This is a genomic window from Aeoliella fuhlenseeensis (genome assembly GCF_052161615.1).
Taxonomy (GTDB): domain Bacteria; phylum Planctomycetota; class Planctomycetia; order Pirellulales; family Lacipirellulaceae; genus Aeoliella.
In genome coordinates, this window is the sequence record NZ_CP197417.1 from 1807280 (window position 1) to 1829842 (window position 22563).

A 22563-nucleotide genomic window follows, 5' to 3' on the forward strand; every position below is an offset into this window, starting at 1 on the left:
CTTTCTAGGGCGCTCTCCGATAGTTCAAGCTGCTACGCCGGGCGATCACAATCGCGTCGGTGCACGACAAGCGGGGGCTCGCTGGGTATACTGGCGAAGTGAGCTTGCACCATCGCAAGTTTGTCGACTCGGTCGACGTTGAATCATCTTCACCCCAGTAATGTCGCAAGCCGCCGCACCGCGGGGCTCGACCTGCCAGGCGTAATCATGTTCAAAGTAGCTGCTTGTCTCGTAGGGGCCGCCGTGGCCTCTGTACAGTTCTGTCTTCCTACTCTCGCCCAAACGCAGGCCAAGGCCTCAAAGCCGAACTTCGTCGTCATCATGGTCGACGACATGGGTTACTCCGATCCCGGTTGTTACGGCGGCGAGATCGACACTCCCAATATCAATCGCCTAGCGGAAGAGGGTGTGCGGTTCCGCGAGTTCTACAACTGCTCGCGGTGCTGCCAGACACGGGCTAGCATGCTCACCGGTGCCTATCCCGAACGCGTCGGCATGCGCGAGTTTGGCCGCTCGATGCAATCCGATGTCCCGACGATTGGCGAGAACCTCCGCCAAGCAGGGTATCGCACCGCCATGTCCGGCAAGTGGCACCTCACCGAACTCCCAGAGCGGCCAACCGGGCCTCGGCGAATCCAGTGGATGAATCATGAACTTCAGCTCGACCGCCCGTTCGGTGACATCGGCACCTATCCCACACGGCGAGGTTTCGACGATTTCTATGGCATCGTTTGGGGCGTGGTCGATCACTTCGACCCTTTTAGTTTGACCGAAGGCGAAGAGCCCGTCGCCAACGTGCCCGACGACTACTACGCCTCCGACGCCATCACCGACTACGCCGTGAAGTACATCGACGGGGCAGTCAAGGACGAAAAACCGTTCTTCCTCTACGTCGCCTACACCGCCCCCCACTGGCCCATCCAGGCCCGCCCCGAGGACATCGCGAAGTACAAAGGCCGCTACACCAAGGGCTGGCAAGCCCTCCGCGACGAGCGATTCGCCAAGCAGCAAAAGCTCAGCCTGTTCGACGACGATACGCCTCTTGGCAGGCTTTCGGGCGATGCGCCCGATTGGCAGGAACTGAGCAAGTCCGATCAAGAGTACGAAGCGATGAAGATGGCCGTCCACGCCGCGATGGTCGACGGTGTCGATCAAGGTATTGGTAGGATAATGGACGAACTCAATAAAGTCGGCGCCGACGAGAACACGATCGTCCTGTTCCTCTCCGACAACGGAGCCTCGCCCGAGATCCCCGAACCGCCGGGGTACGATCGCCATGGCGGTACGCGCGACGGGCGGCCGTCGCTCCGTGAGGCGAAGCTGCGAGAGGGCGACAATCGCACCAAGCTCGGCACCGACGAAAGCTACACCGGCATCGGCCAGACCTGGGCCACGGCCGTCAACACGCCGCTGCGACTTTGGAAGGCCGAGTCGTACGATGGCGGTTGTCGCACCCCCATGATTGTCCGCTGGTCCCAAGGACTGAAGGTCGAGAAGGGGAGCATCACCGATCAGATCGGCCACGTGGTGGACATCGCCCCGACGCTCTACGAACTCGCCGGCGTCGAGTCCCTGGCCGGCACGCTCCGCGACGGCGTGAGCCTCGCGCCCGTGTTCGTGGGCGATGTCATCGACAGCGAGCGGCCGCTGTTCTTTCAGCATGGCCAAGGCGCCGGCGTGCGACTTGGAAAGTGGAAAGCCTCGAAGCGTGCGGGTGGCGAGTGGGAGTTGTTTGACATGGCGGTCGACCCCGGCGAGACCAACAATCTCGCAAAGCAGCACCCGGAGCAGCTCACTAAGTTGGTCGACGCCTGGAACACGTGGCAGTCTCAACTCGGCGAATCGAGCACCGATCTCGGCGGGTTAAATTCGTAGCGATCTCGAACCTTAGGGAGTTTGGTGCCGGGTTGGAATTCCGGACGGCGGGCGGTTGGCGATAGAATGGCGGACCGAGGTTACGCCCCTTTGCTCTGCCAACACCCCATAGCCCATGTTCTTTTCGTTGCAGCGACGACCTTCCCGCAGCGGTACGCCCCGCATTCGCCGCCACACGCCGCCAGGGGCGTCGCCGGGCACCATCCAGCCGCATCCCGACGCCCCGGCTCCAAGAATCCACGTCATTCACTATACGGCCGAGACGATCGAGGAGCAGGACGTCGCCGACCCGCTCGCCCTCAAGACATATTTGAGTCGCGAAGGTGTCACCTGGATCAACGTCGATGGCGTGGGCGATCCGCAGATGCTTGAGCAAATCGCCCAAGTCTTCGGCCTTCATGCGCTGGCGATGGAAGACGTCGTCAACGTCCATCAGCGTGCGAAGGTCGACGAGTACGACGACCACCTCTTCATCGTTGTCCGAATGCTGCTCGCCCACGAGGGAATCGAGGACGAGCAGCTCAGCATATTCCTCGGCGAGAAATACCTGCTAACGATTCAGCAGCACCCCGGCGATTGCCTCGACCCCGTTCGCCAGCGACTCCGCACCAACCGCGGCAAAATTCGCAAACGACAGTCCGACTACCTTTGCTATGCCATTATCGACGCGGTGATCGATGCCTACTTTCCTATCGTCGACAGTCGTGGTGAGATGCTCGAAGACCTGGACGAAGCGGCTCCCTCGAGGCATACCCCGCAGTTCATGGCCGGCCTGCATCAGATTCGCGGCGACCTCTCTGCACTCCGTCGTGCCATCCGCCCGCTCCGCGACGCCCTCACTCGATTGATGCCCGACTCCAACGAGCTGTTTCGGCAAGAGACGCAGCTCTACCTGCGCGATTGCTTCGACCACACCATCCAGTTGATGGACTTGCTCGACAACTATCGCGACATGTGCATCGACCTTCGTGACTATTACCTTTCGAGCATGGACCATCGCATGAACGAAATCATGAAGGTCCTGACGATCATCGCCACGATCTTCATGCCGCTGAGCTTCGTTGCGGGCGTGTACGGCATGAATTTCGATACCAAGCTCCCCGGCAACATGCCCGAGCTCAATATTCCTTACGCGTACGTGGGCGTGCTCGTGTTGATGGCGACCATTACCGCCGTCCAGATTGGGTTCTTTTGGAAGCGGGGTTGGCTCGGCTCCGACGGTGCAGCCAAGGTCGAGACCAAGCCGAAGCGTCACTGGGATTAGCTCACTCGGCTGGTTGCTCGATCATGCCGCGACGTTCGAGCATCGCGGCGATGGCCCAGCACGCGAGCGCCCACGCCGCGCCGAGTGTCCACCCCGCCAGTACGTCGGTCGGCCAGTGGACGCTCAAGTACATCCGGCTGAACCCTACGAGCAGCGCCACCACCACCGCGACCACCACGATGTAGATCCGCAGGCTTCGTTTCGACTGATAGCGCGCGAGTAGCACGCCGAGCGTCAGGTACGTCGCCGCCGACATGGTGCTGTGACCACTCGGGAAGCTCGCGCTAAACACTTCGTTGCCATGCGGAAACAAATCGGGCCGCGCGCGATCGTAAAACGCCTTGAGGCTAAAGCTCACCGCCGTCGCCCCCAGTACCGCGGCCATCACGTACAGCACCACCCAGTGTTTGCCTTGCAGCCACAGATACCCACACGCAGCGATCGTCATCCCCCCCAGGACGCTCACCGATCCGAGTGCCGTAATGTCGCGCATCGCCTCGGCGAGCCAGTGCGGGCCGATCGGTTGCGTGGGGTCGTCGGCGTGGCGAAGCGACATCAGCACCGCCCGGTCGAAGTTCTCCAAGTCCCCTTCGTTCACTTCGTCGGCGAGCTCCACAAATCCCCAAATAGCGAGCGCCACCACCAGCAGCATCGCCAACGGAATCCACTCCGTGTGCGGCCGGCTCCGGAGCTTGGCGATCGTGCGGTCCCAGATTTCTCGTAGCTTGGACATGGACGGCAGGCGGTGGGCTAGGGCGGTTCGAGGGAAAAGCTCGTTGTTTTCCCCAGATTCTACCCGAAACAGAGCACTTGTCGCTGGGTGCGGGTGCCGGTAAAATCAGGGATTCCCCAAACTCCACTGGCTTTGCCCGGGGGGAGGTGCGGGAAGGTAGTGATAAAGGTATTCGCCCGGCGCGGGCGAGAAGCAATAGTTCAACATCGCCACCCCTAAGGCGGCGGTCCCATCGGAGTTGCGAAGGCCATGAAAGAAGGCATTCACCCCAAGTACCAGGAAACCAACGTGCACTGTGGTTGTGGCAACACCTTCACCACTCGTAGCACGCGTCCCGAACTCAAAGTGGACATCTGCAACGCCTGCCACCCGTTCTTCACCGGCAAGTTGAAGTTCGTGGACACCGCGGGTCGTATCGAGAAGTTCATGAACAAGTTCTCCAAGGCCGGTTACGCCAGCCTTGGCAAGAACAAGAAGTAGCTGCGGAACCAACGAAGCCCGCGTGCGTTTTTGCGCGCGGGCTTTTTCGTTTTTTCGGTTCCCTCTTACCAGCTACTCCTACCTGACCTGCTACCATGCGCGATTTACTGGATGCCAAGCTCGCCCGCTTCGAAGAGCTCGAACGCGACTTGGTGGACATGGAGGTGCTTAGCGACTCCGACCGCTTGGCACAGACTGCCCGCGAACATGGTTCGCTGGCGCGACTTGCGGGCAAGTATCGCCGCTTCCGATCGCTGGTCGATCAGATCACCGAAGCCCGCGAGATGGCCGAATCGGCCGACTTCGAAATGCGTGAGTTGGCCGAGGCCGAGCTCGAAGAGCTTCGCGCCGAGCGTGAAGCGCTGTGGGATGAGCTGCTCGGGCTCACCGTCGGTGGCGAAGACGCCAACCGTAGTCGCTGCATCATGGAAATTCGCGCCGGAACCGGTGGCGACGAGGCCGCCCTGTTCGCCCGCGATTTGTACGAAATGTACAAGCGACACGCCGAAGCTCGCAACTGGAAAGTCGAGATCATGGATGCCAGTGGCACCGAACTCGGCGGAATCAGCCGCATCTCGCTCGCCCTCGAAGGCGAAGGTGTCTACCGCGAGCTGCAATACGAATCCGGCGGCCATCGCGTGCAGCGTGTCCCCGAAACGGAAACGCAGGGTCGCGTTCAAACCTCATTGGCCACCGTCGCTGTGATGGCCGAACCCGAAGAAGTCGAAGTCGATCTCAAGCCCGAAGACTACCGCCTCGACAAGTTCTGCGCCAGCGGACCGGGTGGTCAGCACGTCAATAAAACCGAGTCGGCCGTGAGATTGACGCACCTCGAAACCGGCATCGTCGTGCAGTGCCAGGACGAAAAGAGCCAGCACAAGAACCTCGCCAAGGCCCTTCGCGAACTCCGCAGCCGCATCTACGACCACTGGCAGCAAATCGAGAACAAAAAGCGGGCGGACGAGCGGAAGACGCTCGTCGGATCGGGCGATCGCAGCGCACGCATTCGCACTTACAATTTTCCGCAGAACCGCCTGACCGATCATCGCATCGGGCTCAACTTGTACAAGCTCGATCAAATCATCGCTGGCGACCTGCAGCCCGTGACCGATGCCATGATCGAGTACGATCGTCAGCAACTCCGCGACACGATGGAAGGATTGGAGTGAGGCTGTAGGCTTTAAGCTGTAGGCTATAAGCCAGAAATGCATTGCTTCTACCCATAGTCAATGGCTTCTGGCCTACAGCTTATAGCCCATAGCCCACAGCTTCCCCTACATGTCCACGCCGGCCGAAGCAAAACCTGATTCCGACGCCTGGACCATCGGCAGACTGCTGAACTGGACTACCGACTTCTTCCAACAGCGCGGTCTCGATTCACCCCGGCTCGAAGCCGAAGTGCTGCTCGCCCATTGCCGCGGCTGCCAGCGAATTCTGCTGTACACGGCGTTCGACGAACCAGCGAGTGAAGAACTCCGCGAGAAATTCCGCGGCCTCGTCCGCGAGCGGGCCGCCGGCAAGCCTTTCGCTTACCTCGTCGGCAAGCGTGAGTTCTATTCGCTCGACTTCGAAGTCACGCCCGACGTTCTCATTCCCCGGCCCGAGACCGAACTGCTGGTTGTCGCGCTATTAGATCATGCGAGAGGGCAGGGGAGAGCGAAGGACCCGCTCACGATCGCCGACGTCGGTACCGGCAGTGGCATCCTCGCCGTGTGCGCGGCCAAGTACTTAAAGGCATCGCTAGTCACGGCGATCGACATTAGCCCCAAGGCCCTCGCCGTCGCCGAGCGTAACGCCGCGAAGCACCAAGTCGCCGAGCGGATCGAGTTCGTCGAGAGCGACCTGTTCGCCGCTGTCAAACCAAGCGAGACGTTCGACTTCATCGTCTCCAATCCACCGTACATCACGACGGCCGAACTCGCCGAGCTCGACAAAACGGTCCGCGACTTCGAACCGATGCTCGCCCTCGATGGCGGAGCCGAAGGGACGACGGTTGTCGAGCGCCTGATCGCCGAGGCCGCCACCCGGCTTCGTCCCGGCGGCGTGCTGATGATGGAGATCAGTCCCATGATTGCCTCGCGCGTGGAGAAGCTGGTTGATGATTCGCCCCTTGAGCTTCTCGAGACGCTAAAGGACCTTGAGGGGCATGCGCGAATTGTTCAGGCCCAAAATGGTGAGCATGCAATGAAAGGTGGGCAAGTAGCGAAGGGAGAATCGACATGAATTCCTCGACTTGGCTCGCCCTCATCGCTTTAGAACGTCCTGAACTCCCCGATCCCACCGCGGTTGCTGAGCGATGCAACGCCGCGGCACCCGACTCCGCGCCGCTTGAGATCTCAAGCCGCACCGACTCGATGGTCACCTTCCAGTGGGGCGAAGCCACCATCGCCTACACGCTGGTCGACCGACCGATCCCCGCCGCCCAGCTCGCCGGCCCCGCCGCCCGCGCGTGGTACTGGCCCCAAGCCGAAGCCGCGCTCGCCCAGCACACCGCCCACTTGATCGTCGCCCTGGTCGACGAAAGCCGCGACCGCATCGCCAAGTGCATGAAGCTCACCCGCTTCGTCGCAGCGCTACTCCCCGAGAGCTGCGCCGTGGGGCTTCAGTGGGGTGGCAGCCGCGCCGTGCACGAGCCGAGTGCGTTCTGCCAGGTCGCCGAACACATGTCGCGCGACGACATGCCACTGCACCTGTGGGTCGAGTTCCAAATCGAGTCGAGCGACTTGGGAGGGCTGCGGCTCTACACCACCGGCCTCGCTCCCTTCGGCAAACGCGAAATCGAGATCCCGAATTTCACGGGTTCGCCCCAAGACCTGATGGCCCACGCCTACAACCTGGCGCATTACCTGCTGGAGAAAGATGCCCACGTCAAAGACGGCGAGGTGATCGGCCTCCCCGGCGAAATCCAAGCCACCGCCCGCGACACCACCACGTTCCTAGGCGGCGACGAACCGGTGCTGGCGTTTGAGTTTAGTTGAATGGGGCGAGGCCTCTCGCCTGGGGAACAGCAAAGGGACTCCCCTACTTCAGCCTTGAACCAAATATCGCTGAACCAGATAATGCCTCAAGAATTATTTGCAACTGTCGGGATTGGAGCGACAGCGGCCGCCTTCTATGCGGGAGCGAGTATTGCCCTAGGATTTAGCGTAGCACTTGCAGTTAAGTTCGCACAACGAGTTCGCGACGGTGCATCCATTGCTCAAAATGTTGCTCGAACGTGGTCGAAACGTCGGCGCCCTAGTCGAGGCAGCTCGTTGGGGTGATTTAGCACTCGTGCAACAACTCGTTGCAAGGGGTATTCCAGTCGACGCAACGGAGGAAGATGGTGTTTCCGCACTCATATGCGCTGCCTCAGCCGGAGAAGTTGAGATTATCGATTATCTCATTGATCATGGTGCTAATGTAAATGCTACGAGTTGTCGCTATGGAAGGACGCCACTCATGGCACTATTGGCAGCTTTGCACGATTCCGACACCTATTGCCAAGTAGCCAAACGACTGTTGGAGGCCGGAGCACGTGTCGACATCACGGATCATGCAGGCAAGAATGCTATCGACTATGCAGAGGAGAGAGGTGACCCAAGGGTAGCTGAATTGCTTCGTGCTACCAGCTGATTACGAACCGACAAGGTGGCACTGGTCACCGTGTTCTAGCTGCGTGTGCCATTGGATTCGCCGGTGTCGGCGAGGCGAGAAGGTGTTGTACTGTAGAGATCATTTACTACCAAACAGTCACATCGGCTAATCGTCAAATTTCTTCTACTACCCCAAGTAGGTCGGCCGTCCCGGCCGTCCCGGCCGGCAGCCGATGTTGCCACTTCGTGAAATGTTCTAGGTCGGACGGGACTCGACCATGCTGACCTCCAAACGTGGCGACGTTATCCCTCGTCGGCCTTGCGCGACCGACCTACTGGGGGCTGGTTTTAGGCCCGGCGTTTACGCCGGGTCACTTGGCCCAAATACCCCGAAGGGGTTGCGTATGTCAGCCCAGGGTTGCCCCCTCGCGAGTTCCACGAGCGCAGGGGGCTACCCTGGGTTCGCGTGAGGGTTTTCTTGGCGGTCGAGCGGCGAACTCTCCATCGGCCGGAGCTTCGCCGAGACCGCAATCGGGCCGGGGCTGGCCTGAGGAATCGTGACCGCTCCGATCGCAAAGGTAGCCAGCGCCTGCGGCAGAGATGACGGAAAAACGGAATGAATTCCGTTGTACAACTATTTCCACTTTTTTCAGAAAAGGGACTAGAAAGCGCGCTGCACTTGTGTTCTCATGAACACGTTCACCGAAAAGGTGGACGTATGTTCTTTGACAACCTGAAAAACTAGATAAAAATGACAAGCCGCGAGCTTGGCGGGGGATCAGCGTGCGCGCTAGAGGAAAGCGTTAAGCGCCGGGTCGGCGCGGAGCTTGACCCGGCCTACGAGGGGAGTAATGTCGCACGTGCGGGTTCCCCCTGCGACATTACTCTTGGGGCTCGTCGAACTCTTCGCTCGCAAGTCATTTCAATGGAACGACTTGCGGCCATCTCCCACAAGGCGGGAAAATAATAATGTCGCACCCAATGAAATATTGGAAAACCGCGACATTACTCCTGCCCTGTGGCGAGCGAACTGGCGGAGTGGGCAGGAGGCTAAATTTCCTCTTCCACCTTCGGCAGCGCTCCACCGCGATAGATCGGTTGGCGGAGCGCGTTGCGTTTCGAGGTGAAGTCCCCTTCGGTCGGATCGTCGGCAATCGCGGCGACCATCATTTGCATTTTGGCGTCGAGGTCGTCGGCGTGGTGGACGATCAAGGCCTCGGGGAACATCGGCGGTTTCGGGGCGCCCCATTCGGGAAGCCTTTGGTGCGAAACAATGATGTGTTCCAGCCGCAATAGTAGGTCGGGCGACAGCTCGCTACCCACGGCAGCCTCGCGCAGAATGTCACGCCCTTGCAGCACGTGACCAATTAGCGTGCCCGACGCGGTGTAGTTCGCCCCCGCAGGTCCGGTGTGGAGTTCACGCAGCTTGCCAATGTCGTGCAGAATCGCCCCCGCGACCGTCACGCCAAGATCCAGTGGCGGAACCATGTCGGGGTAAAGCACCACGTACTGCTCGGCGAGCACTTTGGCGTTTCGCGTCACGTTCAGCACGTGTTCGAGGTAGCCACTGAGATAGGCGTGATGGTTGAACTGCGCCGCAGGAAGCAGCATGAGCTCCTCGCGATTCGCTTCGTAGATGCCAATGACGAGCGCCTTGAGATGCTCGTCGGCAATGCACGTGTTCGCGATCTCCATGAGTTCGTCGAACATCGCTTCGGGATCGAAGCGCGATCGCGGGGCGCACATCAGGGGGTCGAAGCCATCCGCTTTGTCGCCATCCTCGATCGGGCGGATGCGATGGATTTCGAGCTGCGGTCCGTAGTTCGTCTCGCGAAGCTCCGCCCGCAGCTTGTAGAACGTGCCGACCTGCCAAGCGTCCTTCGCAGCCGCGGCGTGCGTGCTATCGCTCCAGATGGGAAAACTAACCTCGCGCTTCGCGTCGCAGAAACTCACGCGGTAATACGGCTTCCCATCCTTCGTCGCCAGCACCTGCTTATCAGCCAGCAGGGCAAAGAAGTCGCCGAGTTGCCCGTTGGTCATCTCGTGCAATTGCGTGAGCAGATTTTCCATTCGATTCCAAGTCTAACTGTTGGCTGGTTCTACACGAGAGTCGATCGTCACGGCTTCGGGCATGGGTACGGGAGCAGCAGGGGGCTCGGGCATGACTTCGGCAACGGGCGTACGTTCGGCAATCAAGGCGTCGAGCATTGCCTGCAACTGCTCGGCAACCTGAGCCATCGCCGGATCCTGCTGGGCGGAGCGGTCCCGCTGGCTATCCACCATCACCGCTTCCCCCACCTCGATGGTAACATGCATGGGGCCATGGTTCATGGCTTTGTCGGTAAAGTCCTCTTCGAGCCGCTCGACCGTTTCGAGCACTCGCTCGGGGAGATTGGGACCATCCGAGATGTACTTCCGCGGATAGTGAGCCATCTGCTGGGCGTAGTAGCACTTGCCGAGATCACGCCAGCGAGCCGCCAGTTCCGCTTCGCTGAGCGTCCCTTCAATCATCGCGGGGAGGATCACCGAGCGAAGGTTCTTCACCCGCGACACGACCCCACCGGAGCGATCCTTGATGCCCCATTTGTCCTCTAGCTCGGCGAGAGTCTCCATCGCGAGTCGCTCGACGCGGTCGAAGGGATTGCCTTCGCGAGTGTGACCCAAGTACTCGACTTCCTTAACGGCGAGTATGGCCTCGCCGAGTTTCTTGAGTCGACGAGCCGTGGTGAGGTGCGTTTGAGGTTCCCAGGAGAAGGCCCGTTCGAGCCTCGCGAGATCGGGAGCCACCGCTTTGTAAGGATCGCCATCGTAGGTGTAGCGAACGGCCACAGGGTGAACGACGACCGGTTTCTTGCCTTCCTTTTCACGCCGCTTGCTCGCTTGGCGGGCGATGAACCCGGGACCGTCCATCAGGTCGGTTAGGACATCGCAGTGCCGCGAGCACGCTCCCTCCGGAAAAATAACGAGGGGTCTTCGACCCGCGACTAGCGTATCGATCGCGAAGTTCACGCTCTGTCGGTCCGCACCTTCGCGATAAACGCTGAAAGCACCCAGGCGGCGGAGGATGAAGGTGTGATACCAACTCTCCTTAAACAAGTGCCAACTGGCCATGGTGAGCACGTTGTGACCAAGCTCGCCCGTGAGCAGGCCCATGACGATGGGGTCGGAAACGCGAGGATGGTTCGGCGCGATCAGGACGCTGTAGCCATCGTCGATCGACTTTCGCATCCGCTCGACGTGACGACATTCGTACGTATGAATGTTGTACGTCTTACGGAGAAAACCCCGGAGCAGCTTACGCAGGAAGTAAACCCACCAGTCCGACTCGACCGGCGGGACGAACTCGTATCGCTCGAGAAAGATGATGTTCTGCATACGGGCGATGCGGAAGGGTGTTCGAAGAGCCTGTACTGCTACCGGTCGCTAACCACGAGTCATTGAGAAATCGCTACTTATCCTCGTACCCATTCGGATGAGCCTTATGCCACCGCCACGCCGATTCTACCACTTGATCGACGCTCGTGTACTTGGGTTTCCAGTCGAGCGTTTCGAACGCCTTCGCACTGTTGGCGACCAACTCCGCGGGATCGCCGGGTCGGCGCTCGCCGATGGCGGTGGGGATCTCGTGGCCTGTGACTTTACGGCAGGCGTCAATGACTTCCTTGACGCTAAAGCCATTGCCCGTGCCGAGGTTGAGCTTCATCATCTCGCCGCGCTTGAGTCGTTCGAGCGCCGCGACGTGGGCATCGCTGAGGTCCTCGACATGTATATAATCGCGAATGCAGGTGCCGTCGGGCGTGGGGTAGTCGTCGCCGTAGACGGTGACGCGTTCGCGTTGACCAAGTGCCACTTGAAGGATGATAGGAATCAGGTGCGATTCCGGATCGTGGTCCTCGCCGATCTCGCCACTGTGATGCGAGCCCGCCGCATTGAAGTATCGCAGCGCTGCGACGCCGAACCCATAAGCATGGGAGTACGCTTCGAGTGCTTTCTCGATCGCGAGCTTGGTGTCGCCGTAGGGATTGATCGGCAGTTGCTTCTCGGTCTCATCGATTGGCACTTTGTCGGGGACGCCGTACGTCGCGCAGGTGCTCGAGAAGACAAACTTCCAGATGTCGCGGGCTCGCATCGCGTCGAGCAGGTTCAGCGTGCCGACGACGTTGTTCGCGTAGTACTTCGCCGGATCGGTAACGGATTCGCCCACCAGCGCGAGCGCTGCAAAGTGCATCACCGCCTCGGCGCCCGACTGGTCGAGTGCTTCGTCGATGTCAGAGCGTTCGAGCAGGTCGCCCACGATCAGCCGGCCTTTGGGGACCGCACGGGTGTGACCTTGGTAGAGATTGTCGAACACCCACGCCTCGTGCCCCGCGTCTTCCAAGGCGCGAACTGCATGACTGCCAATGTAACCGGCACCGCCGACGACCAGAACTTTCATCGAAACCCTTACGCTGTGTGGAACTCTGTTAAACCGTGCGAGTTGCTCCAACGACACGTAGGTCGTCGGTCGCGGGGGCAACTCTGTGGGTGAATTCTAATGCACGTAGAATCGTTGCGACCGCACCAATTTAACTCCAGCATACCCAACAACCGTCCAATCTGCCCAGGGACGCGGCAGGTGGGAGTTTCTCGCCGATGACGACGATAAAGTTAGATAGCCACTGCGAATCCCGAACTCACCGCACTCCCTTCGATTTCCCCACGACTAGTTCCATGGCCGGACCGAAGAAAATCATCAAACCGCGACGGGAGAACTCGACGGGCGAGGTTCGCGCCTGGCGCGAGTCGTTCCTGCGATACCTGCGGAGCGAGTGCCACCTCGCCGAGAACACGGTGCGGGCCTACGGTCGCGACTTGGAGCGGCTGATTCTGTGGCTTGGTGGGCGGAGGCTCGGTGGGCTGTCGGTCGCCGAACTCGCCGGCTACCCCGCGTGGCTTCGCGAGCAGGGGCTCGCCTCGACGAGCGTTAGTCGGCATGTGGTGTCGCTCAAGGTGTTCTTCAAGTACCTGCAGCTCGAAGGAGTGCTGACCGAAAACCAAGCGTCGCTCTTGGTGTCGCAGAAACTGTGGCAGAAGATTCCCACGGTCCTCTCGGAGTCCGACGTGGAGCTGTTTCTCGCATCACCGCCGAAGGGTGAGCCACTATGGCGTCGTGACCGGGCGATCCTCGAGATGCTTTACGCCACGGGTTGCCGGGTGTCGGAGCTAGCGACGATCAAGCTGGCCGACCTACAACTCGGCGAGCGCTTCTGCCGGTGCCATGGCAAGGGCGACAAACAGCGGATGGTGCCACTCGGCGAGCCAGCCTGCCGCGCGATCGCCGAATACTTGGAGAAGGAACGACCACTGCTGGTGAAGCGTCGAGGCAGCGAGCCCGCTGAGTTGTTCCTGTCGTCACGCGGACGGCCACTGCGCCGCGAGCGGATCTGGGAGCTGGTCAAAAAGTGCGCGGTGATTGCCGGCGTGAACACGGAAATGAGTCCCCACTCGCTAAGGCATAGCTTCGCCACGCACTTGCTCGCCGGTGGGGCCGATCTACGGCACGTCCAAGAAATGCTCGGCCACGCCAGCATCGCCACGACGCAGCTCTACACGCACGTAGATCACACGCGGCTGAAGAAGGTGCACGAGGCGTTTCACCCGCGAGCGTGAGGATTGTCCCTAGCCGGAGGCACAATGTCCTCCGCGAACTGGCCTTGGATTTTGATAGTGCCTTCTAAAATCCCTTCGGCGAGCCATCCGGATTTCGCATGGGGTAAAGGGTCAGAGCGATGGAGCATCCGGCATCCGCGATGGCTTTCACTAACTCGGAGGGCAACGCGTGTACGTAGGCCCAAGTGTCGCCGCAGTGGAAGCCGATATTAAACTCGCGCAGATAGCATTGCTTGAGTTCGCTTTTTGCTGACGCGGATAGAGTATTAAGGGCGTGTAGCATTTGCCCAATGTTCTTGGCTGCCTCGCTCGACGTATCATCCGACTCGATGATCGCGTGCCAATGTTCATCGTCGCTTTTCGTGTAGTGTAGTACGCTACACGAGACTAGTAGTTCCCTGTGGAGCTGATCGAAAGGCTGCGTCGACTTCAGGTCGAAGTCGGTGTTGGCGTACTCGCTTGCGATAGATTGGGTCATTGCGGCACCGTTTGCCAAGGATCGGAATACTCAGCAAAGGCATGTGGTCTGCCACTCGCCCTCTTCAATACCCAAACATCTCAAAATACACCCCCCAGCGCTCGCGCACCTTCGCTTCGATCTCCGGCGGCAGCGAGTAGCGGTTGGTTTTGTAGTCGCGGGTTTGTTCCATGTACTTATTCACGCCGGGCTCGATGCGGGCGTAGTCGCCCAGGTCGAGTTCGCTGTACATACGCGAGATTTCGGCTTGTGGGTTGGTGATGAGGTCCTCGTAGCGGAGTTCGCAGAGATTGCCGGACGGGATCAACTCGCGGTCCTCGCGGTACGCCTCGTACATCACCACCAGGTTCTTCAGCACTTCCTCTTCCATCCAGGCGTACTCGGGCAGGTCGGGCTGCAGACCCTGAACATCGGCGAGCGACTTCCAGAGCCGCATGGTCGAGGGAAAGAGCGTCAGCGGGTCGCGGGCGATGTGGACGAACTTGGCGTTGGGGAACACATCAAGCAGGTACTGCACGCGGGCCGTGTGCGGTGGGCTCTTGAGAATGATGCGGCGGTTGCGCGAGACGGCGACCGACTTTACGAACAGTTTGAGCAGCGCCTGCCAGCGACGACGGGCGCGCTTGGGGACTTGGCGGAGATCGAGGTATTCCGAATGCACAGGACCGTTCTGCGGGAACGCCCAGCACAAGTAGGGCGACGGAAGTCCCAGGTTGCAGAGCGCAAACTCGTCTTCCTGTGGCTTGTCCCATCCGGCTTCGATGTTGTCCATCGGCCGCTTCTTCGGAAGCAACCACGAAGTCGTTGGTGCCATCCATCCCTGCGTCACGAGGTGATGGATTGGCACCATGCACTCGAACGTGGTGGGGAACGTGTGCTCGGGGTCGGTGATCAAGAGTTCGTGCAGCAGCGTGGTGCCACTTCGCCAGTGACCCAGCACGAACAACGGTGGCTCGGCGAGCACTTGGCGGTGTATCGTCCGCCCGTAGCGAGCGTTCTGCCACATGGCGAAGATGGAATTGAAAGCCGCGACCGGCGTGATGGTGGCGGCGGTGAGCATCGACCGCGGCGTGAGTCGGCATTGCCGCGTGGCGAGCAGCGAGAGCCAAGTGCCCAGCCCCATGCCATGCCAGAACCGCGGAGTGAGGAGCCCGTAATTGTGCGTTGGGTCCGCAGAGTACCGGGGTTTATCGATGTTCTTGGAAGGCATCAGGACGTTGGAATAGACAAGGTGTATCGTGACGGGCGAGAGCGAAGGGTGCTATTCTAGCGGACGATCTCGCCGAAGATAATCGGAGTCTTGATCGTCGCCGTCTTGCTCATCCGCGGGCCCAAGTTCCGTATCTTCGGCTGACGGAGGTCGGTCTAGATCGCTCAGGTCCACGGGTTCTTTGATGCGTGCTAGCGTGCTGGCCGCGAAGGCTCGGTCGCCACGCGCTCGGTAGATGTTCGCCAGCCACACCAGGGCAATCACACCCATGAAGCTGATTCCGGCGATCCAACCCCAAATCGGTTGCTCGGCGGGCTCGACCAAACGCAAAGGTCCGCGGCCGATAAATAGCGGGGCGAAACGGATTTGGCTCGATCGGCCATCTCCCTCGCGACTTCCGTACCGCCAGGTCTTGAAGAAGAACCCGGCGAGCCTGACTTGCTCGCGGACGTCGTCGCCTTGAGGAAACCCCTCGGGAAGGTCGAGTACACAGAATACAAGCGGGTTGTTTTGCGAGTCGTCCGTGAACAGGGCGAGTTCGTAGTAGTGGTCGATGCCAACCGCCGCGGCATCGGCGTTGTCAGAGGTGTCGATCCGCAGCGCGCGACGGACCACGCCATCGAATACCGCGAGCTGTCCCACTTCGTCCTTGGGTTGGTTGAAGAACGGGGCGACGGAATAGCGGTCCTCTTTCGCTTGCCGGAGCACTTCGGCTGCCAGTCGGCGCTCGTTGAGGTCGGGCGACTTTTCGAGGCCGGCCCATTCTTCGCGATGACGGGGCATGTGCCGCTGGGCCCAGTTGGAGAGTTCGTTGGCCGTTGTACCGCGGGTGGCGGCGAGGATGCGGTAGAAGGCCATCGTTTCGCTGCCGAGTAGTCGCTCGCGCTGGACGATGTTGTCGAGCAGCGCGACGTCTATGCCGAGTATACCGAGCACGCTCATGCCATAATTCACCGCGGGTGGCGACCACTTGGTCGGCATCCATTCGATGTGGGGCACGGCGATCAGCGGGGCGATGACCCCTTCGTCGGTTTCGACGAGTTTGACGAAGACACCATTCACGCCAATCGGCTCGGACTCAAGTTCAAAGAGACTCCACCGCTCGGGCACGCTTCGGGTCATCATCAAGCACATGCCCGAATCGTCGCGGCCGATGCAGGTCATCGCTGGCTCGCTGGGCGACGACGCATCGGAGGGGCCCTCGGGTTTGATGAGTTTCTCTGCCTTTCCAAACCAGCGAACTGGCTTGCCGCGGTACTTGGCTGGATCGGCCAGCAGTTCGGCGGTGGTGACTTCGGTGGAGGGCGACGCATAGAACACGCGCCGGTCGAAATTGGACAATCGCGAAACCAGTCGCTCGACCTCCCGCCGTTCGTCGATGGTCAAAGGAACGCCATCTTCGAACTTGGCAAATCGGCTCTCGTCCCAGTAGTCGAGCGCCAGCGACTTGGCGAGCGGCGTCGCTTCCTCTTGAGCAATCGTGGTGGATGCGAACAAGAAGAGACAGCAGCAGACGAGGCAGGCGGTAATGAATGTCTCACGCAAAGGCGCAAGGACGCGAAGAGATGTCTTCACCAAAGAACAACTACTTTGCGACTTTGCGCCTTTGAGTGAGATCATTTCGAAGGCCCACTTTCGGAGTACGTGAGCGATTCGAAGTCGTGGGCGAGCTCCTCGGGATCTGGGGCAATGTCGGGGCGAGGATCTTCTTTGCTCTTCCAAACGATCCAAGCGACGACCAAAGCCGAGGCCAAGCCAGCGAGCGCGAAGACTTGCCACAATGGAATCATGGGACCCCGTTCGACCAGCGGTGTTGGTTCGGCGATGGGCGTGAACGACCGGGCCACGAAAACGGGGCTCAGGTCGACGCCGCCTTCGTAGTTGTAGACCCAGTTTTTGAAGAATACCGCGCGAGTGGCAATCGCGCCGCCGTCGGGAATCGCTCCACCCACTGACCAACCCTTGGGCAGTTCTAAGCAGTAGAGCGTGAACGGGCGGCGGATGTCGCGGCTCGGTTGGAGGATCACTCGATAAAGCTGTGTGATCCCCAGATCGTTGGCCGCCGGAGTGATCGATTCGACGCGTCGCACGTTGCCATCGAGTTCGACGACGCGACCGCGATAGACTTTGGGTTGCCCCAGGTACTGAGCGAAGACGATCTCGCCAACGGACGCCGCCTTGAGATCTTCGTCGCTGGCATCGCGGACCGCCGCTACCAGGTTGAACCAGGCATCGGACTCCTCGTCTCGAAACGTCGTATTGTCCTCAATGGCGTCGAGTTTGTCGCGGTCGACGCTCGCCAAGTAAGCAGGACGGCCCGGTTGGTCCTCGGCGGGGGGCGGTTCGGCCACGGGGGCGGCGTCGCCGAACATGAGGGCGAGCTTCTCGCGCGTGGCGGGTGACTTGAGGACATCCATCAGGACGAAGATCACCCCCAGGCTCACTACCAGCGAAACGAGCCTTAGGGGCAAGCCTCCTAATAGCGACCGGCGGGGCCGAGCATCTCGATGCTGGTCGAATCGCAATGCCACCTGAGAAGCTCCGAGTCGTCGTACTGGTAAATGAGCCGGGTCGACCGCCCTCGAAAAGGATATCGGATTGCAAAACCGACATCGTAACCAACCCGCTTGCTAGCGTAATTCTAAGCCGCGTAAGCACTTGCGACAAGAAAAGCTGGGGAGGGGCGGGAGGAAAGATTTTTTTTGAAGTTGTGGGAATAGGGGAGGGGAGAACCTGCGAAAATAAGGGTGGAACAGAGGTGATTCGTGATATACTACGCGAATCAATTACTCCACACAGCACGGAACAGGCTGAGAGGAGAGGCAAAGTGGCACTTACGCGCGCCGATTTTCACGGCATGGTTTCCGACCACGCGCCGGCATTGTATCGACTAGCCTACCGAATGGTGGGCGACTCGCACGAAGCCGAGGACGTGGTTCAGGAGACTTTGCGTAGTGCTTGGAGAAGCCGCGATCGATTTGATTGCGGACGAAGCCATCGAGCTTGGCTTGCCTCGATCCTACGCCGCCGTGTGATTGACGGGTGGCGCCGCAAGGCGCGCACACCGCACCCCGCGGGGGAGCAGGGTGTAGAGGTAGCGGTGGATGGCGTGGATCCATTGGCCTCGGAGTTGACCGACGAGATGCAACACGCTTTAGAACAATTGCCTCACGATCTCCGCGAATCGCTTTTGCTGGTGATCGTGGGCGAATTGACCCACCAAGAGGCGGCTGACACTCTGGGAATACCGCTCGGCACGGTTCTCTCACGAGTCAGTCGCGCCCGCCAACGACTTCGCCAGTATTACCTTGCCGAAGCCCGACGTTGAACCCGATATGACGAATTCGTTCCTCATGCCAGGATCAGACCGGGTAAAGGTTTGAGAAGCATCACGAGTGGTATTAGTGCCACCACTCGAGTGAGGTGCCGGCAATCCACCTCACTTCGACGAACCCCCCAGCGGCCAGCAAGGGGTTCAATGATTACGTCAGGGGCCCCGAGAACGGGATATTACCAGTTGTTGCAACCGGCTGTCGGTGCGCGTGCACCAGGACAATCGCTTGCCACCATGAGGAGCCGAAGAGATGGATGGAAAGTCTCAACGGTCGCGTAGCGGTCAAACTATGTTTACCCAATCCGATACCCAAACTCCGTTTACCAAGTTGCGAGTCGACTTGGAGTCGTTCTTTGCCCCCCTCGGCGGAGGTGGTGGCGGTGCCGGTCGCGATGGTCAGGAAGGCCTCCGTTTCGGCATGCCCGCCGACCCGCTGATGGACGAGGTGTTGCGGTTCTCCCCCGCCATGCCGGTGGGACTCGACGCCCGGCTGCATCGGCTGGTGGATCAGTTGATGGACGATCCGACCGTGTAGCGGACAGGCTCGCGTTTTCAACTAGCGACCTGCGGTGGATATGCGGCATTCGGTAGGTGGTCCGGCCGCCTTCTATTTAATCCGGCAGTCTAGCAATACACTCTCGCCGCCGCTGCGTATAATCAAGCGAGCGGGCTGCGCAGGTTGCCCGCATAATCGCTATGGTCGGCCTCGGCACGTCCTTGTTTCTGACCACAAGTGGGTGGCGATTCGCCAATCGCTTGGGGTAAGATGAAGGTTTGCGTGCAAGGTGCCCGTGGCGTCTACTGTCTGCCGGACCCGGAACCCGGCGAGACGAATTCAGCAAGCCACCCGCGTGCTTGCCGCACTGCTAGAGAACCATCGCCTCCAGAAGGAGAGGGATGTTGAGCCGTCTTCACTATTCAATACTCTGCATCGCCCTTGCGCTCGCGGGCTACGCCCAGGCTGCGGACGATTCGACGAAATTTCTCGAGGCGATGCGCGCCCGAGGAATGTTTGATCTGGCGCTAGACTACTTGAACGACGCCCAGGGCGACCGATTGGTGTCGGACGAGTTCAAGAAGCAGATTCCGTACGAGCGTGGTGTCACGCTGCTCGACAAGTGGCGGGTAACTCCGAGTGCTTCGGAGCGTGATCGCCTAGCCGATCAAATCAAGGGCGAACTGGCGAACTACGCTGCCGCCAATGTTGGTACGCCCCGAACGGCCGACGCACAGCAGCAGCTCGCAACGCTGCTGAACGAACAGGCCACGCGGGCACTGACCGTTCTCGAGAATCGTCCGGGCGCCTCGGAAAACGAGGGGCAGATCAAGGGCGAGGCCCGCGGCCAACTTGCCGAGGCCCGCAAGTTATATGGCGAAGTGGAAAAGTCGCTGGAATCGCAGCTCGAGAAGTTTCCCAAGGCGCTCGATCCCAAGACGCAATCGGGCGAAATCGATCGTCGTCGCGAGATGCGAGCCCGGTTATCGCAGGTTCGCGTGCTGAAGGCGCAGACGCTGTTAGAAGAATCGAAGACGGTTGCCAAGGACAGTGGCGATTTTAAGAAGCTCAACGAGCAAGCGGTCAAAGACTTCCAAGACCTGTACGACAAGTACGGCTCGTTCATCGTCGGCTTCTACGCACGCGTCTACCAGGGCGAAGCGTACTTGGCGCTCGGCAAGAACAAGGAAGCGATGGCGTGCTTTGAAGACATTGTTGTCCAAGGCGGCGACAATCCAGGCACTCGGGCGCTGGTGACCAAGGCTCTGGCGCTGCAAGCTCAGTTGATGCTGGCCGATGGCGACGCGAAGGGGCTACTCGATAAGCAGGGCAAATGGCTCGTGACCGGCCGCGGTGGCGAACTCCGCACACCCGACTGGTTGACCTTGAAGTTCGTGGTCGCCGAGGCCAAACGCAAACAAGCCGCAGCCGCCGAAACCAAGGACGCGGACAAGCGAAAGCTAATGGAGGAGGCTCGCACGCACTACTTCGATGTCGCGCAGCTTCAGGGGCGGTATCAAAACGATGCTCGCCAGATTCTGAGCAGCGAGTTCGCAAGTGCCAAGGCGGGGCCTGAACGCCAACAAGTCAAGACGTTTGACGAAGCCATTCAGGCGGCCAAAGACGCGATTAATTCGTGGAATGCAGCTCGACAGACAATTCCCGCCGCGAAGGAAAACAATCCCGAAGGCGTCGCAGCGCTTGAAGAGCAAGCTGCAAAGGGCTTCGGCGATGCGCTCTACTATCTGAACATTGCCTCGACCTTGGTTGACGACGAGACACCGGTCGAGAAAGTCAATGAAAGTCGATGGCTGAGCTGCTGGCTGATGTGGCAGGACGAGCAGTTCTATCGCTCGGCGGTACTGGCTAGTTTCCTCGCGCGGCGTTATCCCGAAGATCCCACCGCCTCAGGCGCCGCGCAAGTGGCACTGGCGTCCTACGACAAGCTCTACCAGCAAGCCGTAAAGGATGGCGGCCCCGACGCAGGCGCTGCGGAGGCCGACAAGCTTAAGGAGCTATCGAGCTTCATCACGCGACGTTGGGGCGGGACCGCACTTGCCGACACGGCGTTTGGCGTGCTCTTGAACTTCTCGATCAAAGACAAGCAGTTCGACGTCGCGCTCGATTTGGTAAACCAGCTGCCCGAAGACCAGCGGCCGGTATTCCAAGCGAAGATCGCCAACACGATGTGGGAAGCCCAGCTTCGCGCAGCGATTGAGAAGGACACTTCGTTCGATCGTGATGGCGTTCGCACGAAGGCCATCGAACTTCTGGCTGCCAGCTATCCGGCACTGGTAGCCGATGCGGCTGCTACGGATACGCTTGCCCCGGCGGCGCTGTACCTTGCACAGGCTCGACTTGAGGCTGGTGACTACGCCGAAGCGATCAAGCTGCTCGAAGACCCCAAGGCTGGACCGCTGGCGCTGGTGAAAACGAACAACCCGATTGCCTCACGACAAGCCTACGGCATGGAGGCTTACAAGGCGGCGCTTCGAGCTTACGTTTCGGTGGTGCCGCCACAGACCGATAAAGCCGTGGCGACGATGGCCGAGCTCGAAAAAATCGTCGGCGAGGGGGACGCGGATAAGCTGACACGCGTCTACCTGAGCCTGGGCGTGCAGTTGCAGCAACAGATCGAAGATCTGCAATCCGCCGGAAAGATTGAAGAAGCGAAGCGTGTTAGCGAGGCGTTCGTCGCGTTTCTCGACAAGCTGAACGAGCGAGGTTCGAGCGACCCCACGGTGCGGCAGTGGATTGCACAAACTTACTTTCGCCTCGCCGAAGGGCTGAAGGGCGACGCGAACGCTGCCCAGTTGCGCGAGTCGTACTACGACAAGGCTGCTCAGTCGTTCAAGCAGATATTGGACGACCCGAATGCTGGTATCGATGCCAATCGCAAGCTGGGGCTCCAGCTTCAGTACGCCGAGACGCTCCGGCACGCCGGGAAGTTCGCCGAGGCGATGCAGATTTTCGAGATCATCTTGGCCGAGAAAGAGATGATGATCGAAGCCCAGACGGCCGCCGCTTACACGCTGCAGGAATGGGGAAGTAAAGACGCTTCGAAATTCGCGTATGCCATCGGCGGCACCGGCCCACTGAACGACAAAGGCAAGCCGATCGTCTGGGGCTGGAACTATCTGGGAAAAGTGGCGGTATCCGTCGCCAAGTCGCGGCCGGAAATGCAGGCACGCTTCAAAGAGTTGTTCTACGAGTGCTGGCTGAACATTGCCACGATCTCGGTGCTCAAGGCCGAGGGGGGGGATCCGAAGAAAGACGCCTTGCTCAAACAAGCCCGTAAGATCATCGCCGACATGGTGAAGAACTACCCCGACTTGCTGACGATGCCCATTCGCGAGCAGTACAACGAGTTGATGAAGTCCATTCAGCGGGCGGAAAATAGCCGTGCTGTTGGGCTCGAAGAGATTTTGGAAGAGAAGAAGTCCTGAGCGCGACCCGGTGGCCGCGAGCA

The 22563-nt window shown here is 60.1% G+C and carries 19 protein-coding genes; 11 read left to right on the plus strand and 8 right to left on the minus strand.

Annotated elements, in window-relative coordinates; genetic code table 11:
• The first annotated feature begins 138 nt into the window (after positions 1-138).
• A complete protein-coding gene (locus tag SH292x_RS06960) occupies positions 139-1875 on the plus strand; it encodes an arylsulfatase (RefSeq protein WP_442484868.1) in 1737 nt (578 codons plus the stop codon).
• 115 nt (positions 1876-1990) lie between these two features.
• Complete coding sequence (corA, locus tag SH292x_RS06965; RefSeq protein WP_442484869.1) at positions 1991-3139, plus strand: magnesium/cobalt transporter CorA; 1149 nt, start codon at positions 1991-1993, stop codon at positions 3137-3139.
• A 1-nt stretch (position 3140) separates the two neighbouring features.
• On the opposite strand, the gene SH292x_RS06970 is transcribed toward corA, so the two are convergent.
• On the minus strand, positions 3141-3872 hold the full coding sequence (locus tag SH292x_RS06970) for a phosphatase PAP2 family protein (protein WP_442484870.1): 732 nt from the start codon (positions 3870-3872) through the stop codon (positions 3141-3143).
• Between the two features lie 249 nt (positions 3873-4121).
• Here SH292x_RS06970 and rpmE point away from each other — a divergent pair, with 249 nt between their 5' ends.
• From rpmE to SH292x_RS06995, 5 genes are all read left to right on the plus strand, one after another.
• Positions 4122-4352, plus strand: a complete 231-nt coding sequence (gene rpmE / locus SH292x_RS06975) for a 50S ribosomal protein L31 (RefSeq protein WP_442484871.1) — start codon at positions 4122-4124, stop codon at positions 4350-4352.
• A 95-nt stretch (positions 4353-4447) separates the two neighbouring features.
• Positions 4448-5521, plus strand: a complete 1074-nt coding sequence (gene prfA, locus SH292x_RS06980; RefSeq protein ID WP_442484872.1) for a peptide chain release factor 1 — start codon at positions 4448-4450, stop codon at positions 5519-5521.
• A 109-nt stretch (positions 5522-5630) separates the two neighbouring features.
• Positions 5631-6575: a peptide chain release factor N(5)-glutamine methyltransferase gene (gene prmC, locus SH292x_RS06985; RefSeq protein WP_442484873.1), complete on the plus strand. Its 945-nt coding sequence runs from the start codon at positions 5631-5633 to the stop codon at positions 6573-6575.
• Entirely contained in the window at positions 6572-7330 is a 759-nt protein-coding gene (locus SH292x_RS06990; protein WP_442484874.1) for a DUF4261 domain-containing protein, read from the plus strand. The genes prmC and SH292x_RS06990 overlap by 4 nt, the downstream gene beginning before the upstream one ends.
• Positions 7331-7538: 208 nt before the next feature.
• Complete coding sequence (locus SH292x_RS06995) at positions 7539-7967, plus strand: ankyrin repeat domain-containing protein (RefSeq protein WP_442484875.1); 429 nt, start codon at positions 7539-7541, stop codon at positions 7965-7967.
• 1010 nt (positions 7968-8977) lie between these two features.
• Here SH292x_RS06995 and SH292x_RS07000 read toward each other — a convergent pair.
• The 3 genes from SH292x_RS07000 to galE all read right to left on the minus strand — a co-directional run bounded on the left by SH292x_RS07000 (position 8978) and on the right by galE (position 12362).
• Positions 8978-9997, minus strand: coding sequence for a 3'-5' exoribonuclease YhaM family protein (locus tag SH292x_RS07000; RefSeq protein ID WP_442484876.1), 1020 nt, complete (start codon positions 9995-9997; stop codon positions 8978-8980).
• A gap of 12 nt (positions 9998-10009) precedes the next feature.
• On the minus strand, positions 10010-11302 hold the full coding sequence (locus SH292x_RS07005) for a 1-acyl-sn-glycerol-3-phosphate acyltransferase (protein ID WP_442484877.1): 1293 nt from the start codon (positions 11300-11302) through the stop codon (positions 10010-10012).
• Positions 11303-11375: 73 nt separating this feature from the next.
• Complete coding sequence (gene galE, locus SH292x_RS07010) at positions 11376-12362, minus strand: UDP-glucose 4-epimerase GalE (protein ID WP_442484878.1); 987 nt, start codon at positions 12360-12362, stop codon at positions 11376-11378.
• A gap of 275 nt (positions 12363-12637) precedes the next feature.
• On the opposite strand from galE, the gene xerD reads away from it, so the two are divergent.
• Positions 12638-13576 carry a site-specific tyrosine recombinase XerD gene (xerD, locus tag SH292x_RS07015; RefSeq protein WP_442484879.1) on the plus strand — a complete coding sequence of 313 codons (939 nt, stop codon included), beginning with the start codon at positions 12638-12640 and terminating at the stop codon, positions 13574-13576.
• Positions 13577-13640: 64 nt separating this feature from the next.
• Here the strand turns inward: xerD and SH292x_RS07020 are convergent, their stop codons facing one another.
• The 4 genes from SH292x_RS07020 to SH292x_RS07035 all read right to left on the minus strand — a co-directional run bounded on the left by SH292x_RS07020 (position 13641) and on the right by SH292x_RS07035 (position 17795).
• Complete coding sequence (locus SH292x_RS07020; protein ID WP_442484880.1) at positions 13641-14054, minus strand: hypothetical protein; 414 nt, start codon at positions 14052-14054, stop codon at positions 13641-13643.
• 64 nt (positions 14055-14118) lie between these two features.
• The gene (locus SH292x_RS07025; protein WP_442484881.1) at positions 14119-15264 is read right to left on the minus strand and encodes a sulfotransferase family protein; all 1146 of its coding nucleotides are present in this window, start codon (positions 15262-15264) and stop codon (positions 14119-14121) included.
• Positions 15265-15315: 51 nt separating this feature from the next.
• Positions 15316-16839, minus strand: a complete 1524-nt coding sequence (locus tag SH292x_RS07030) for a hypothetical protein (protein ID WP_442484882.1) — start codon at positions 16837-16839, stop codon at positions 15316-15318.
• A gap of 41 nt (positions 16840-16880) precedes the next feature.
• On the minus strand, positions 16881-17795 hold the full coding sequence (locus tag SH292x_RS07035; RefSeq protein WP_442484883.1) for a hypothetical protein: 915 nt from the start codon (positions 17793-17795) through the stop codon (positions 16881-16883).
• Positions 17796-18091: 296 nt separating this feature from the next.
• On the opposite strand from SH292x_RS07035, the gene SH292x_RS07040 reads away from it, so the two are divergent.
• The 3 genes from SH292x_RS07040 (at position 18092) to SH292x_RS07050 (ending at position 22540) form a co-directional block, all read left to right on the plus strand.
• Complete coding sequence (locus tag SH292x_RS07040) at positions 18092-18592, plus strand: RNA polymerase sigma factor (protein WP_442484884.1); 501 nt, start codon at positions 18092-18094, stop codon at positions 18590-18592.
• Positions 18593-18887: 295 nt separating this feature from the next.
• A complete protein-coding gene (locus tag SH292x_RS07045; RefSeq protein ID WP_442484885.1) occupies positions 18888-19133 on the plus strand; it encodes a hypothetical protein in 246 nt (81 codons plus the stop codon).
• A gap of 362 nt (positions 19134-19495) precedes the next feature.
• Positions 19496-22540 carry a hypothetical protein gene (locus tag SH292x_RS07050; RefSeq protein WP_442484886.1) on the plus strand — a complete coding sequence of 1015 codons (3045 nt, stop codon included), beginning with the start codon at positions 19496-19498 and terminating at the stop codon, positions 22538-22540.
• Positions 22541-22563 lie beyond the last annotated feature (23 nt).

Bases quoted from the DNA above. Each gene is read 5' to 3' on its own strand.
- corA (WP_442484869.1), top strand. From the start codon at position 1,991: ATGTTCTTTTCGTTGCAGCGACGACCTTCCCGCAGCGGTACGCCCCGC.
- SH292x_RS06970 (WP_442484870.1), bottom strand. From the start codon at position 3,872: ATGTCCAAGCTACGAGAAATCTGGGACCGCACGATCGCCAAGCTCCGG.
- rpmE (WP_442484871.1), top strand. From the start codon at position 4,122: ATGAAAGAAGGCATTCACCCCAAGTACCAGGAAACCAACGTGCACTGT.
- prfA (WP_442484872.1), top strand. From the start codon at position 4,448: ATGCGCGATTTACTGGATGCCAAGCTCGCCCGCTTCGAAGAGCTCGAA.
- prmC (WP_442484873.1), top strand. From the start codon at position 5,631: ATGTCCACGCCGGCCGAAGCAAAACCTGATTCCGACGCCTGGACCATC.
- SH292x_RS06990 (WP_442484874.1), top strand. From the start codon at position 6,572: ATGAATTCCTCGACTTGGCTCGCCCTCATCGCTTTAGAACGTCCTGAA.
- SH292x_RS07000 (WP_442484876.1), bottom strand. From the start codon at position 9,997: ATGGAAAATCTGCTCACGCAATTGCACGAGATGACCAACGGGCAACTC.
- SH292x_RS07005 (WP_442484877.1), bottom strand. From the start codon at position 11,302: ATGCAGAACATCATCTTTCTCGAGCGATACGAGTTCGTCCCGCCGGTC.
- galE (WP_442484878.1), bottom strand. From the start codon at position 12,362: ATGAAAGTTCTGGTCGTCGGCGGTGCCGGTTACATTGGCAGTCATGCA.
- xerD (WP_442484879.1), top strand. From the start codon at position 12,638: ATGGCCGGACCGAAGAAAATCATCAAACCGCGACGGGAGAACTCGACG.
- SH292x_RS07020 (WP_442484880.1), bottom strand. From the start codon at position 14,054: ATGACCCAATCTATCGCAAGCGAGTACGCCAACACCGACTTCGACCTG.
- SH292x_RS07025 (WP_442484881.1), bottom strand. From the start codon at position 15,264: ATGCCTTCCAAGAACATCGATAAACCCCGGTACTCTGCGGACCCAACG.
- SH292x_RS07045 (WP_442484885.1), top strand. From the start codon at position 18,888: ATGTTTACCCAATCCGATACCCAAACTCCGTTTACCAAGTTGCGAGTC.
- SH292x_RS07050 (WP_442484886.1), top strand. From the start codon at position 19,496: ATGTTGAGCCGTCTTCACTATTCAATACTCTGCATCGCCCTTGCGCTC.